This window comes from Hymenobacter sp. B81 (assembly GCF_044628455.1).
Classification (GTDB): Bacteria; Bacteroidota; Bacteroidia; order Cytophagales; family Hymenobacteraceae; genus Solirubrum.
In genome coordinates this window covers 679,499-693,714 of sequence record NZ_JBIYZW010000002.1, presented here as the reverse complement: position 1 = coordinate 693,714, position 14,216 = coordinate 679,499, and the positions used below count along the sequence as shown (strand labels likewise).

Annotated in this window: 8 protein-coding genes; 4 read left to right on the top strand and 4 right to left on the bottom strand. The window is 63.5% G+C overall.

Features of this window, described 5'->3' with window-relative positions:
* Nucleotides 1-229: 229 nt before the first annotated feature.
* Together ACE191_RS14150 and ACE191_RS14145 are read left to right on the top strand one after the other, a co-directional pair.
* Nucleotides 230-646: a VOC family protein gene (locus ACE191_RS14150; RefSeq protein WP_400192885.1), complete on the top strand. Its 417-nt coding sequence runs from the start codon at nt 230-232 to the stop codon at nt 644-646.
* A 63-nt stretch (nt 647-709) separates the two neighbouring features.
* Nucleotides 710-1,732 (top strand): SPASM domain-containing protein, encoded by a 1,023-nt coding sequence (locus ACE191_RS14145; RefSeq protein ID WP_400192884.1) that lies wholly within the window; start codon nt 710-712, stop codon nt 1,730-1,732.
* 45 nt (nt 1,733-1,777) lie between these two features.
* Here the strand turns inward: ACE191_RS14145 and ACE191_RS14140 are convergent, their stop codons facing one another.
* Both ACE191_RS14140 and ACE191_RS14135 read right to left on the bottom strand, forming a co-directional pair.
* The gene (locus tag ACE191_RS14140) at nt 1,778-2,503 is read right to left on the bottom strand and encodes a hypothetical protein (RefSeq protein WP_400192883.1); all 726 of its coding nucleotides are present in this window, start codon (nt 2,501-2,503) and stop codon (nt 1,778-1,780) included.
* A 126-nt stretch (nt 2,504-2,629) separates the two neighbouring features.
* Nucleotides 2,630-5,650: a M16 family metallopeptidase gene (locus ACE191_RS14135; protein WP_400192882.1), complete on the bottom strand. Its 3,021-nt coding sequence runs from the start codon at nt 5,648-5,650 to the stop codon at nt 2,630-2,632.
* 327 nt (nt 5,651-5,977) lie between these two features.
* Between ACE191_RS14135 and ACE191_RS14130 the strand changes: the two genes are divergently transcribed.
* Nucleotides 5,978-7,402, top strand: coding sequence for a T9SS type A sorting domain-containing protein (locus ACE191_RS14130; RefSeq protein ID WP_400192881.1), 1,425 nt, complete (start codon nt 5,978-5,980; stop codon nt 7,400-7,402).
* A 98-nt stretch (nt 7,403-7,500) separates the two neighbouring features.
* On the opposite strand, the gene ACE191_RS14125 is transcribed toward ACE191_RS14130, so the two are convergent.
* Nucleotides 7,501-10,533 carry a M16 family metallopeptidase gene (locus ACE191_RS14125; RefSeq protein ID WP_400192880.1) on the bottom strand — a complete coding sequence of 1,011 codons (3,033 nt, stop codon included), beginning with the start codon at nt 10,531-10,533 and terminating at the stop codon, nt 7,501-7,503.
* A gap of 250 nt (nt 10,534-10,783) precedes the next feature.
* Here ACE191_RS14125 and ACE191_RS14120 point away from each other — a divergent pair, with 250 nt between their 5' ends.
* On the top strand, nt 10,784-12,496 hold the full coding sequence (locus ACE191_RS14120) for a M28 family metallopeptidase (RefSeq protein ID WP_400192879.1): 1,713 nt from the start codon (nt 10,784-10,786) through the stop codon (nt 12,494-12,496).
* 439 nt (nt 12,497-12,935) lie between these two features.
* Here the strand turns inward: ACE191_RS14120 and ACE191_RS14115 are convergent, their stop codons facing one another.
* On the bottom strand, nt 12,936-14,048 hold the full coding sequence (locus ACE191_RS14115; RefSeq protein WP_400192878.1) for a glycosyltransferase: 1,113 nt from the start codon (nt 14,046-14,048) through the stop codon (nt 12,936-12,938).
* Between the last annotated feature and the right edge of the window lie 168 nt (nt 14,049-14,216).

The following is a 14,216-nucleotide window of genomic DNA, read 5'->3' as shown; positions in this document are numbered from 1 at the left end:
GGATTCAGCCGATTCCACCAGCGATGCCCCGACTCCCAAGTCGGGGCACCGCTGCTTTTCAGGGGGCCGCCGTTTCGCCCCGCGCCCCGGCCAGGGAGGCCGATGGGTGGCGGCGCGGGCAGCCGAAAGCCGCGTGAATAATCGTAAATTATAGTAGGCCGGCTCGCGGCTTTTCGGCCGCACGGTGCGCGGAGCCGGGGCGGGCCCAACCTTAATTTCTTCTGCCGCCATGGAAACCCTAACGATTACCCGCCAAGCCCGACTGGCTACGGCTCCCGTCACGGTGATGCTGCCGGTGGTGAACCTGGAGCGCGCCCGGCAATTCTACGAGCAGACGCTGGGACTGCACCCGGTAGGATTGAAACCCGATGGCAAGTTTGAATACGCCTGCGGCCCCGCCGGCAGCACCGTTCTGGCGCTGTTTCCGAAAGCCGGCGGCACCAAGGCTGACCACACCGCCCTCAGCTTTCAGGTGCGCGACATCACAACGGCCATCCACGAGTTGCAGGCGCACGGGGTGGTATTTGAGGATTATGACCTGCCCGGGCTGACCACCGTGGACCACGTGTGCGTGCTGGGCGCCGAGAAGGCCGCCTGGTTTCGCGACTCCGAGGGCAATTACCTCTGCCTGCACGAAGACCTGTAGCAGTAGCCCAACTTTAATCCCCGCGGGCTGGTTTACGCTGCGTTGCCGACCTTTACCCTTGCAATGCGCTCCACCCTGGCCGACGGGCTCAACTTCCTTTCCAAGCTCACGCCCCTGCGCGCCCTGAACGCGGTGCAGGTAACCGGCTCTTACGTGCTGAGCCGGCTCACCAAGTCGGAGCGGGCCTGGGGGCTGCCGCTGGCCGTGAGCCTGGAGCCCACCACCTCCTGCAACCTGCGCTGCCCCGAGTGCCCCAGCGGCCTGCGCTCCTTCACCCGGCCCACGGGTATGCTGCAGGACGACGTGTTTCACCGCACCATCGACGAGCTGGCGCCCCGGCTCTGGTACCTGACGTTCTACTTCCAGGGCGAGCCGTACCTGCACCCCCAGTTTCTGGACATGGTGCGCTACGCCGCGCAGAAGAAGATTTACACGGCCACCAGCACCAATGCCCACTACCTGACCGAGCAGAACGCGAAGAAAACGGTGGAAAGCGGCCTCGACCGCCTCATCATCTCGCTCGACGGCACCACTCAGGACGTGTACCAGCAGTACCGCGTGGGCGGCAAGCTCGACAAGGTCATCGAGGGCACCAAGCGCATCGTCAAGTACAAGCGGGAGCTGAAGTCACAGACGCCGCGGGTGATATTCCAGTTTCTGGTGGTGCGCCCCAACGAGCACCAGATGGACGACGCCCGCCGCCTGGCCGCCGAGCTGGGCGTGGACGATGTGTGGTTCAAGACCGCCCAGATCTACGACTACCAGCAAGGCTCCCCACTGATTCCGACCATCGACTACTACTCGCGCTACCAGAACAACCCGGACGGCTCGTGGAGCATCAAAAACCGGCTGCTCAACCACTGCTGGAAGATGTGGCACAGCTGCGTCATTACCTGGGACGGCCTGGTAGTGCCCTGCTGCTTCGACAAGGACGCCGAGTACCGCCTCGGCGACCTGAAGGGCCAGACCTTCCGCCAGCTCTGGCACGGCCCCAAATACCGCGGCTTCCGCAAGGCCCTGCTCAAGGGCCGCGACCAGGTGGAGATGTGCCGCAACTGCACCGAGGGCACGCGGGTGTGGGGGTAGCTTGGCTAAACTACAGTTGGCAACAGCTCCAAAAAGCGAACAGGCTTACTTATTAGCTGATGCTCTGATGGTATTGCCAACAAACGATATGAGTGACCTAGGACGTTGGGCGAGCATGTCTTCGATGTGCGCGGTAAATATTTGTTTTGGCCCATTAAATCTGTAACTAAACGACATACTGTCGGCGCTCCACTTGCCCCATTTTACCACAAAAATTGCTACTGTTGCCCGGTAGCATAAACGCCTCCCAATCTCCTGTTTGTGTTTATTGTACAACACTTCGTATACCTCGTAGCTACCAAAATCCACTCGATAATATAGCGCGAAATAGTATTGTCGATTAGGCGAAGCTATCGGATACTCCCTATACATCCCTTCAAGCACCAGCCCGGCTTCTATACAAGCCTGATAGCTCTTGATAAAAGCAGTGGCATTCCATTGCTCCTGTTCGGCCAAGGCTAACAGTGCCCCTTGAATAGTGTTTAACACCATATATTTCCTATCATATTTTGATGGAGTGCTGTCAAAAACATCACGGTTAAATGGCCAATAACAATCGACAAACCGCTGCCCAACTTTGATGGAATCCTTCGGCTTGGTCTCTATATCTGTCAAGTAAATGTTTACAATCCACGCTGGTCCTTTACGTTCTTGTTTTCTCAGATACCTGTTATACAACATTACCACCCCGCCATCATCCCAGCGCATACCCTGCTTTACGAATGATTCGCTAAGCCGCAGGCTTATCTGTGCGACACGTTTTGGGTCCATTTCAGGAGCGGAAGAATTACTTGAGCTAAGCTAGGGCATCAAATCCGTCTTACCATAAATCACCAAAAAGCCGGACGCCGCTGCAGTGGCAACGTCCGGCTTTTTCATTGGGTCTGGCAGGCCAGCTTAGCCCGCGTTCATGCGGTAGGGCGCCTTGCCGTTTTTCTGGCTGTCGTCCTTGCCCTTCTTGGTTTTCACCTTCACCTTCTTGGCATCAGCGGCCGGGGTAGCGGCGGGGGCAGGCGCGGCGGTTACCGCGGCCACAGGGTTGCCGTCCATGTCGATTTCCACCACCTCGTAGCCCAGCTGGCGCAGCTCGGGCAGGTACTTCTTGTCGCCCACGGCCACGATACGCATTTTGTCCGCGGGCAGATACTTCTGGGCCAGGGCGTGCACGTCTTCGCGCTTGAGCTGGCGCAGGATTTCCGACTGCTGGTCGACGTAACCGGGCTGCAGGTCGTACTCGAGCAGGCGGGCCAGGAAGGACGCTTTCTGCTGACCGGTTTCGTACTTGAGCGCGTCGCTCTGGCCGATGGACGCCTTCAGGAACTGGAGCTCGTCTTCCGAAATACCGTCTTTGCGGTAGCCCTCAATTTCCTTCATGAACTCCTTCACGGCCGCAGCCGAGGCATCGGCGCGCACCCCCGCCTGGGCCGTGAACGGGCCGGCGTAGCGCGAGCCGCGGAAGCCCGACCACGCCCCGTAGGTGTAGCCCTTATCCTCGCGCAAATTCAGGTTGATGCGCGAGTTGAAGGCCCCGCCAAGCAGGTAGTTGGCCAGGCCGGCGCGGTAAAACTCGCCCGTGGCGTCGTAGGGCATGGCCATGTAGCCCACCCGGATTTCCGACTGCGGTGCGCCGTCCTTGTTCACGAAGTACAGCTTGGTTTTGTCGATGGCCGGGGCGGGCGCGTCGGTGGGCAGCTGCACGTCTTTGCGCTGCCAGCGCTGCAGGAAAACCAGCTTGGGCTCAATGGCGGCCTGCTCGGCGTCGCTGACCACCACCAGGTGGCTGATGTTGGGCGCGTAGTTCTGCTGGTAGAAGCGCTTCACGTCGTCCAGCGTGAGGGCGGCCACCGTCTTGGGCGAGCCGGCCACGGCCTGCCCGGCAATGTTGTCGGGGCCGTAGAGCAGGCGGTTGTAGGCCAGGTCGGCCACCACGCTGGGCTGGTTCACGAAATCGGCCACCATGTCCTGCTGCTGCTTTTTCACGCGGGCAAAGTCCTCCTCGGCAAAGCGCGGGTGCAGCAGCTTCTGCTCGACCAGGGCCAGGGTCTGGTCGAGGTTCTTGGTCAGGCTCTGCACGTACACCTTGGTGTCGTTGTCGCCGGCGAAGATGTAGACGTAGCTGCCCAGGCGGTTCAGCTCGCCGGCCATGGCCTCGGTGCTGTATTTCTCGGTGCTTTCGTCGAGCATCTTGGCGGTGAGCTCGGCCAGGCCGGCTTTCTGCGGCTCTTTCTGCAGCAGGCGGTGGCCGCCGCGAATGGTGAGCAGCATGTTGGTCACGGGCAGCTCGGTGTTGCGGCTGCCCATCACGCGCAGGCCGTTGGGCTGGTCGGCGCGCCAGAGGGCGGGCACCTTCACCACGGGGTTAGCTCCCGGCTTGGGCTGCTGGGAGCGGTCGAAGCTGTCCTTAGCCTTCACATACTTCAGGCCCGCATACTCGTCTTTGGGCGCCTTGAAGCCGTCCTTGCTCACCTGGAAGTTGGCGGTGCCGGCGGCCAGCTCCGGCTTGCCGGTGGGCACCACACTCAGCACCACGGCGTTTTTGCCCTTGATGTACTGGTTGTAGACGCGCAGCACGTCGGCCTTGGTGAGGGCGCGGATGCGCTGAATGTCGCGCGGCAGCAGGTTGGTGTTGCCGGTGAGGTAGGTGTAGGCCGCCAGCTTGGCCGCCTTGCCCTGCACGCTGCTCAGGTTGTTGATTTCGCCGGCTTCGCGGGAGGCCTTGAACTGCTCGATGTCGGCATCGGTGACGCCGCGCTTCTCAAACTCGGCCAGGGTCTGGCGCACCAGGGCCTCGGTGGCGTCGAGGTCGGCGCCGGCGAAGTTCATCACCTGCAGGGTAAACTCGCCGCCCAGCTCGTGGCAGGGGTTGTAGGCGAAGGCCTGGGCCGCTTTCTGGGTTTTGATGAGGTTTTTGTAGAGCAGCGAGTTGCTGTCCTTGCCCAGGATGTCGGCCAGGGCATCGAGCGGCATTTCATCGGGGTGGTAGGACGGCACGCTGGGAAACACGAGCTGCAGCATGGGCTGGCTGATGTTGGCGTCTTCGTAGCTCACGCGGCGGTCCTGGGCCAGCACCGGGGCGGGCAGCTTCATGTTCTGCACCTCGGGCCCGCGGGGAATAGAGCCGTAGTATTTCTCCACCAGCCTGACGACTTCAGCCGGCTGCACGTCGCCCGCCACGGTCAAGGTGGCGTTGTTGGGGCCGTACCAGCGCAGGAAGAAGTTTTTCAGGTCGTCTACGTTGGAGCGGTCCAGGTCTTCCAGGTAGCCGATAACGGGCCAGGAGTAGGAATGCCCGTAGGGGTACATGGCCTGCAGCAGCACTTCGTCGGCGCGGCCGTAGGGGTAGTTGTCAACGCCTTCGCCGCGCTCGTTCTTGACGGTGGCGCGCTGCACCTCGAACTTCTGCTGGGTCACCGCGTCGAGCAAAAAGCCCATGCGGTCGGCCTCCAGCCACAGGGCCGTCTCGAGCTGGTTATTCGGCAGGGTCTCGAAGTAGTTGGTCCGGTCGCGGTTGGTCGTCCCGTTCAGGGTGCCCCCGGCCGAGGAGACGAGCTTGAAGTGCTGCTCGTCGCCCACGTTGTCCGAGCCCTGGAACATCATGTGCTCGAAGAAGTGGGCGAAGCCCGACTTGCCGATCGTCTCGCGCGCCGAGCCCACGTGGTAGGTCACGTCCACGTGCACGATCGGGTCCGAGTGGTCTTCGTGCACCACCAACGTCAAGCCGTTCGGCAGCACGTACTTCTCGTACGGTATCACCAGCTCGCCGGGCTTGGCGGCCACCTTTTCGACGAGGCGGGTACCGGTAGCGGCGGTAGTTTTCGTGGTGGCGGTGGACTTGGCGGCGGGGCGCTTTTGGGCGGTGGCCGGGGTACAGGCCAGGGCCGTGCCCAGCCCCAGCAGGAGCAGGTGTTTGGGATGCATAAGAAGTTGTTGGGAGAGAGGAGAAGCCGGTGCGGCGGGCCGGAGCCTCAAGGTACAGGTTCGGCTTAAAGAGCGGAAGCCGAAGGCGGCTTTTTTGTCAATTTCTTCTGCGGATAATGTAAACCGCGAGGCAACAGGGCCCTTGCGCGCAGCTTCGGCGTACTCGTGGACCGCCTCTGCTGGGTCAATAGCCGTGGTTGGTGCAATGGGTTCGTGGCAGCGTCAGCATTGGATGGAATAACTGCTCCGCCCAGCTACCTTTATGCTGGCAATGACTTGCCCGTTTGCGGAGGCACCTCTGCGCGGGCTTCTTTCTTCTTTCCACCTATGAAAAAACCCATACTCGCCCTGCTGGGCTTGTTGGCTTACGCTTCGGCCGCCCAGGCTCAGACGCTCCCCCACTCCCGCCTGCCGCGGCCCGGCACCGGCCCGGCCAATGGGCTGCCGGCCGAAATAGCGAATGAAGCGGCCCGGCCCACGGCCACGGTGCGGAAGGCTGCCCGAATCTCGACCTACAGCTGGGTGGCCAGTGGCAGCCGCTGGGCGACGCCGGCTAACGTAACGATGCAGACCTTCTCAGTCAACGGGGACTTGCTAACCGGGGTCACAACCGATTCAGCTACCCAGCGGCCGGTCAGCCGGTTCACCTACGTGCGTGACACTGCTGGCCGCATCAGCAGCTATCTGTCGGAAATCTGGAACGGCACCGCGTGGCAGAACAGCACCCGCTACGTGAATGTGCGCGACGCCCGCGGCAACATCACCGAGCAAACCCACGATAACTGGGTAAGCAATGCGTGGCGGGGTAACACCCGGCAGGTAGTCAGCTACACCGCTCAAAACCAGTACCTCCAGCGACTGATCTATTACGACAATGCCGGTAGCTGGAGCCTATATTTTGACTTCCAGTATACTTACGATGGCACGCACCGCTTAACGCAGATGGAGTCGGCATACCCTAGCTCAGGCCTGGCTACCACCCGCACGCATTATTCATACCCGGGTGTGGGTACACTTCCCAATGGCATTCTGTATCAAGAGAAGCAAGGGAACATGTGGGTCGACAAGGGGCGCGAGCTTAACCATGTGTATGACGGTCAGCAACGCATAACGTCCTATGAACTGCAGCAGTGGGACGGCTTGGCCTGGCAGCCTCAGGAACGCGGCACTTACACGTATGATACCGCTACGCTGGGTTCTCAAAGCACGTTTGACATCTACCAAAGCGGCACCTGGCAGCCCGCAAGCCGTAGCACCAACAGCTATGACCCATTCGGTAACCACCTGGGCACCGTGCAGGAACAATGGTCGGGCACGGCCTGGAACCTGCAGATGGGCACCCGTGAGTTTCTGGGGTACAATGCCACTGATGACGTGGTGCGCCGGTTGAGCCAGCGGGTCCCAGTTCCAGGCAACCCGCGCGTGTTTGTCAACCAAACCAAAACCTACTACTCCAACTTCCAGAGCTTCGTGACGGGCAGCCGCGCGGCCACCGCTCTGCAGGCCACGGCCACCCTGCACCCCAATCCCAGTAGCTCGGGCCGGGCCACCCTGGCCGTGAGCGGGCTGCACGGCGCGGCCACGGCCACGGTGCTCGATGCGCTGGGCCGGCAAGTGCTCAGCCAGCAATTGCGGCCGGTGGCCGGCAGCGCGCACTGGGAGCTAAGCGTGGCCGACCAGCCCGCCGGCCTGTACCTGGTGCGCCTGACCACCGACGAGGGCACGGTAGTAAAGCGCCTGATCAAGCAGTAGACCCGCGTCGCCACGGCAGGCCGACTGCATCCAACAAAAAACCGGGCGCTGCCGCAGTGGCAACGCCCGGTTTTTCGGTTTCCAAGGGAGGGGCAGAATTAGCCGGCGTTCATGCGGAACGGCGCTTTGCCGTTGTCCTTGCTGTCGTCCTTCTTCTTTTCCTTCTTGGTTTTCACCTTCACCTTCTTGGCGTCGGCGGCGGGAGCGGCTTCCACGGCGGCCTGCACCGCAGCCTGGGCGGCGGCGGCCTGGGTTACGGGGTTGCCGTTCAGGTCCAGTTCCACTACCTCGTAGCCGAGCTGCTGCAGCTCGGGCAGGTACTTTTTGTCGCCGGTTACCACCACGTACATGCTTTCGGTGGGCAGGTATTTCTGCACCGAGGCGGCTACGTCTTCCTTGGTGAGGCCCTGCAGGATTTCACTCTGCTTTTTCACGTAGTCGGGCTGCAGGTCGTACTCCACCAGGCGGGCCAGGAAGCCGGCTTTCTGCTGCCCGGTTTCGTACTTGAGCGCGTCGCTCTGGCCGATGGAGGCTTTCACAAAGGCCAGCTCCTCGTCGCTGATGCCGTTTTTGCGGTAGTTCTCCATTTCCTTCATGAACTCCTTCACCGAGGCGGCCGTGGCGTCGGCGCGCACGCCGGCCTGGGCCGTGAAGGCGCCGGGGTAGTGCGTGCCCTGAAAGCCCGAGCGGGCGCCGTAGGTGTAGCCTTTGTCCTCACGCAGGTTCAGGTTGATGCGCGAGTTGAAGGCGCCGCCCAGGATGTAGTTGGCCAGGGTAGCGCGGTAGTACTCCCCGGTGGCGTCGTAGGGAATGCCCAGGTAGCCGATGCGGATTTCCGACTGCGGGGCGCCGTCCTTGTTCACGAAGTACAGCTTGGTCTTGTCGGCCTTGTTGGCCAGGTTGCCGGCGGGCAGCTTCACGTCGCGCTGCTCCCACTTCTGCAGGAAAGCCAGCTTGGGCGCGATGGTTGCCTGCGGGGCGTCGCTGACCACCACCAGGTGGCTGATGTTGGGCGCGTAGCTGCGGTCGTAGAACTGCTTCACGTCGGCCAGGGTGAGGCCGCCCACGGTGCTTTCGGTGCCGCTGGTGGGCGTGCTCATGATGTCGCCGGGGCCGTAGAGCAGGCGGGCGAAGGTTTTGTCGGCCACCACCACGGGCTGGGTGTTCTGGTTGGCAATGCCTTCGAGGGTCTGCTTCTTGAGGCGGTCGAAATCGGCCTGGTCAAACTTGGGGTGCAGCAGGCGCTGCTCCAGCAGGGCAATGGTCTTGTCCAGGTTCTTGGTCAGGCTCTGCACAATCACCTGGGTGTTTTCGGCACCCGAGGTAACCTGAATCGACGAGCCCAGCTTTTCCAGCTCGGCGGCAAACTGCTCGGCCGTGTACTTCTCGGTGCTCTCGTTCATGAGCGCCGCCGTGAGGGCCGCAATACCCGCCTGGTTGGGGTTGTTCTGCTCGAGGCGGTGACCACCGCGGATGGTGAGCAGCAGCGTGGTGCTGGGCACCTCGGTGTTCTGGGTGCCGATGATGCGCAGGCGGTTGGACAGCTGCTGGTTCCAGGTGGGCGGCACGCTCACCACGGGGTTGGTGCTGGCCTTGGGCTGCTTGGAGCGGTCGAAGTTGTCGGTGGCCTTCACGTACTTGAGGCCCGCGTACTCGTCCTTGGGCGCCTTGAAGCCGTCCTTGCTGATGGTGTAGTTGTCGGGCTTGGCCACCAGCGTGGGCGTAGCCTTGGGCACCACGCTCAGCACCACGGCGTTTTTGCCCTTGATGTACTGGTTGTACACGCGCTGCACGTCGGCCTTGGTGAGGGCCTGAATGCGCTTGAGCTCCTGGGGCAGGCGGTTGGGCGTGCCGGCGAAAGTCTGGTAGGCGGCCAGCTGGCTCACCTTACCGCTCACGCTGCTGAGCGAGTTGATCAGGTCGGCTTCGATGGTGGCCTTGTAGCGGGCCACGGCCTCGTCGGTAATGGCGCCTTTGGCCACGGCGTCGATGCTCTTGCGCACCTCCACTTCGAGGCTGTCGAGGCCCTTGCCGGGGTACGAGAGGGCAATGAGGGTAAACTCACCCGCCAGCTCGGAGGTGGGGTGAGCCGCCTGGGCCTGCACCGCCTTCTGCTTTTTCACCAGGTTCTGGTACATGGGGGAGTCGCGCGAGCCGCCTAGGATTTCGGCCAGGGCGTCGAGCGGGGTTTCGTCGGGGTGGTACTGGGGCACCGTGGGGAACACCATGCGCAGCATGGGGAAGCGCACGTTGTCCTGGTAGCTCACGTAGCGGTCCTTGGTGAGCACCGGGGCGGGCAGCTTCATGTTCTGCACGGCCGGGCCGGGCTTGATGGAGCCGAAGTACTTCTCGACCAGCTTCACCACCTCGGCCGGCTTCACGTCGCCGCCCACGGTCAGGGTGGCGTTGTTGGGGCCGTACCAGCGCAGGAAGAAGTTTTTCAGGTCGTTCACGTTGGAGCGGTCCAGGTCTTCCAGGTAGCCAATGGTCATCCACGAATAGGGGTGGCCGTAGGGGTACAGGTTTTTCGACACCATCTCGCCGGCCAGGCCGTAGGGGCGGTTGTCGTAGTTCTGGCCGCGCTCGTTTTTCACGGTGGCGCGCTGCACCTCGAACTTCTGCTGGGTCACCGCGTCGAGCAGGAAGCCCATACGGTCGGCCTCCAGCCACAGGGCCGTTTCCAGCTGGTTATTCGGCAGGGTCTCGAAGTAGTTGGTCCGGTCGCGGTTGGTCGTCCCGTTCAGCGTGCCCCCGGCCGAGGACACGAGCTTGAAGTGCTGCTCGTCGCCCACGTTGTCCGAGCCCTGGAACATCATGTGCTCGAAGAAGTGGGCGAAGCCCGACTTGCCGATCGTCTCGCGCGCCGAGCCCACGTGGTAGGTCACGTCCACGTGCACAATCGGGTCCGAGTGGTCTTCGTGCACCACCAGCGTCAGCCCGTTCGGCAGCACGTACTTCTCGTACGGTATCACCAGCTCGGAGCCTTTGCGGGTTACTTTCTCGACGAGCTTGGTGCCGCCGGCCGCGGCTTTGGTGGCCGCGGGCTTGGCCTGCGCCAGCGCCTCGGCGGCCGGCGTGCCTACCGACAGCACCGCGCCCAGGCCCAGCATCAGCAGTTGATTACGGGTCATAAAGGAGAAAAAAGGGAGAGTGTGAGAAATGCGAAGTAAAGCGAAACGCGCTTCCCCACCGGCCCAACGGCCGGCGCGAGTAGTTTCGTTCGCGCGAAGGACGCGGCTCGCCCGTCGGGGTTGCGCCGCCGCGGCCGTCGGCTAAAGGTAACCAGCCCGCGCGGCGTGGCAACCCGGGGCCAAACTTCGCGGCCCCAAACCCGCCGCCCAATCTGCTTCGATAACCCGGCCGGGGTGCTACTTTGGGGCCATGACGCGCAACTTCTTTTCTCCGCTGGCCTGGGCGCTGCCCGCAGCCCTGCTGCTGGCGGGCTGCCAGGGCAACTCCGGCCCGGCCACTACCGGTACCGACTCTACCGCCACCGCCGCCGACACGGCCCTGGTGGCCGCGCCCAACGACGGCATCCGGGCCGCCGACATCGGCCGCCACATGCAGGTGCTGGCCTCCGACGAGTTTCTGGGTCGCAAGCCCTTCTCGGCCGGCGAAACCAAAACCATCGGCTACCTGGCCGACGAGCTGCGCAAGCTGGGCCTGCAGCCCGGCCCCGACGGCAGCTACTTCCAGAACGTACCGCTGGTGCAGATTACCACTACGCCCGCCCCCACCATGCAGATTGCCGGTAAGGGCCAGCCCTTCGAGCTGCAGTACCAGCGCGACTACGTGGCCGTGACCGAGCGCGAGCAGGCCCGTATCGACCTGAAAAACGCGCCGCTGGTGTTTGCCGGCTACGGCGTGGTGGCCCCCGAGTACGGCTGGAACGACTACGCCGGCCTCGACGTGAAGGGCAAAACGGTGGTGGTGCTCATCAACGACCCCGGCTTTGTGACCGGCGACACCACGCTGTTCAAAGGCCGGGCCATGACCTACTACGGCCGCTGGACCTACAAATTCGAGGAAGCCGCCCGGCAGGGCGCGGCCGGCGTGCTCATCGTGCACGACACCAAGCCGGCCTCGTACCCCTGGTCGGTGGTGGCCAGCAGCTGGGCCGGCGAGCAGCTGTTTCCGCAGAGCGCCGACCGAGGCGCCAGCAAGTGTGCCCTCGAAGGCTGGCTGAGCCTCGACGCGGCCAAGCGGCTGCTCACGGCCGCCGGTCAGAACTACGAACAGGTATTGCAGGCCGCCAACCGCCCCGGCTTCCGCCCCCGCCCGCTGGGCCTCACGCTGAGCACCAGCCTGACCACGAAGATTGAGCGCAAGGCCTCCAAGAACGTGCTGGCCGTGCTGCCCGGCACCACGCGCCCCACCGAGTACATCATCTACACCGCGCACTGGGACCACCTGGGCGTGGGCCCGGCCGTGCAGGGCGACTCCATCTACAACGGCGCCGTGGACAACGCCTCGGGCTGCGCAGCACTGCTGAGCATTGCCAAGGGCTTCGCGCAGGCCCAGCCCAAGCCCCAGCGCAGCATCGTGTTTCTGGCCGTCACGGGCGAAGAGCAGGGTTTGCTGGGCTCGGCCTACTACGCCCAGCACCCGGTGTTTCCGCTGGCCCAGACGGTGGCCAACCTGAACATGGACGCCCTCTCCACCGGCGGCCCCATGCGCGACTTCACGGTGGTGGGCCACGGGCAGTCGGAGCTGGACGACTACGCCGCCGCGGCGGCCAAGGAGCAGAACCGCTACATTTTGCCCGACCAGACGCCCGAAATGGGTCACTTCTTCCGCTCCGACCACTTCAGCCTGGCCCACGTGGGCGTGCCGGCCCTGTACGCCGCCGGCGGCTTCGACGCGCGCCAAGGCGGCAAAGCGGCCGCCCAGCGCAGCCGCGATGAGTACGACGAAAAGCACTACCACCAACCCTCCGACGAGTACGACCCCAGCTGGGACCTGCGCGGCATGGAGCAGGATGCCCGCCTGCTGTTCCGCATAGGCCAGCGTCTGGGCCAGGAAACCACCTTCCCGCAGTGGAAGGCCGGCTCCGAGTTCAAGGCCACCCGCGAGAAAAGCCGCCCCGCCCGCTAAACTCCGGAGCGCAGCAGCTGGTCCACCCGGGCACTATCCGGCTTCCTGGCGTCCTACTTCGCTTTGTTTTATCCAACAAAAAAACTTGGGAAGGCCGAAGTAATGTTTCCCGGGCCCTCCGAAGTTTTCCCGAGGCTTCATGAAAGGTTTCCCGGGCCACCCGAAGTTTCTCGGGAGGCCCGGGAAAGGTTTTCTGCGGCACCCGAAGTTTCTGGGAAGGCCCGGGAAAGGTTTCCCGGGCCTTCCGAGGTTTTCATGAAGGCCCAGGAAAGGTTTCCTGGGCCTTCCGGAGTTTTATGGTTGGATAAAACAAAGTTTCCCGGGCCATCCGGAGTTTTCCGGAGCTCGGCCACCCGTTTGCGCACCGGGGCGGCAGGGGTGGGCAGGCCAGGGCGCGGCGTTCAGCTGCTTTCCGCTGCTACCCGGACCGCCCAGCGGCTTAGACCTCGGCCCAGGCGTAGCGGCGCTCCTTCCAGCGGATGTGGCCCGGCAGCAGGGTGTAGCCGATGATGAGCAGCGACATGCTGGCCAGGTAGAACTCGTAGAGCAGCAGCACCGCCAGCGACTCGCGCCGGCCCACCTGCCGCAGGCTGATCCACAGAAACAGCGTTTGCAACCCCACTTTCAGGCCGTACAGCAGGGGCGTGAGCGGCCACGCTACCAGCGGGGGAAAGAACAGTACCGCGTAGAACGCGCCGTAGAGCCCGAACAAACCCGACAGCTGCCAGGGCAGTCGGCCGGTGCCGCGCATCCAGCGTTTGCGCTGCTCCAGCAGGGCCCGCAGCGTGGGCTGGGCCGCCGATACGCCCAGCACGTGGCGGTGCCAGAGGTTGCGGTAGCCCCAGCCAGCCCGCACGATGCCGGCAAACAGCTGCAAATCCTCGGTTATCTGAAACGCCAGCGTTTCGTAGCCGCCGATGCTGTCGTAGGCTGCCCGCGTCACCAGCATGTTGTTGCCCACCGCCGTCACGGGCCGGCCGCTGTCGGTCAGCACCCGAATAACGCTCAGCCCAAACAGCCAGTCGAGCCCCTGCAGGCGGCCAAACAGGTTGCCGTGGGCCACGGTAGCGCCGGTGACCACGCCCACAGGCCGGCCATCGGGCGAGGGTTCCTCGGCGGCGCCCAGCATGTACTGCACCCAGTCGGGCGGCATCTGCATGTCGGCGTCGGTGAGCAGGAAATAGTCGGCGCTGGCCTGGCGGCAGAGCTGGGCAATGGCGTTGCTCTTGCCCCGGGCGCGCCCCACCTCGCGGCCAATGCGCACCAGCCGAAACTGCGGCTTGTCGGCAATGAAGGCCTGCACCACGGCCGCGGTGTCGTCGGTGGAAGAGTCGTCGCCGACCAGGATTTCGAGCAGCTCGACCGGATAGCGGAGGCGGGCCAACGACTGCAGGCACCGCTCGATGTGGTGAGCTTCGTTGCGGGCCGGCAGCAGAATGCTCACGCGGGGCCGGGCGGCAGAAGCCCGGGGCCGGCGGCGGAGCAGCAGGCCGAGCAGCAGCCCCGCGCAAATCAGAAAAAAGCACGCGAAGAACAGCGTGTGCAGCAGCATAATACGAGCAGCCCAACCGGGGAATTACATGAATGACAAACCGGGCGGCAACTCCCACAGTTGGTGCATACGGCTAGGGCCCGAATCAATGTTACGGCCGGGCTACGCATTGTTGCAGCTTTGCCCCGTAGTACCGTTCTTTAACCCTGACCTTCGGGAAGCTCCATG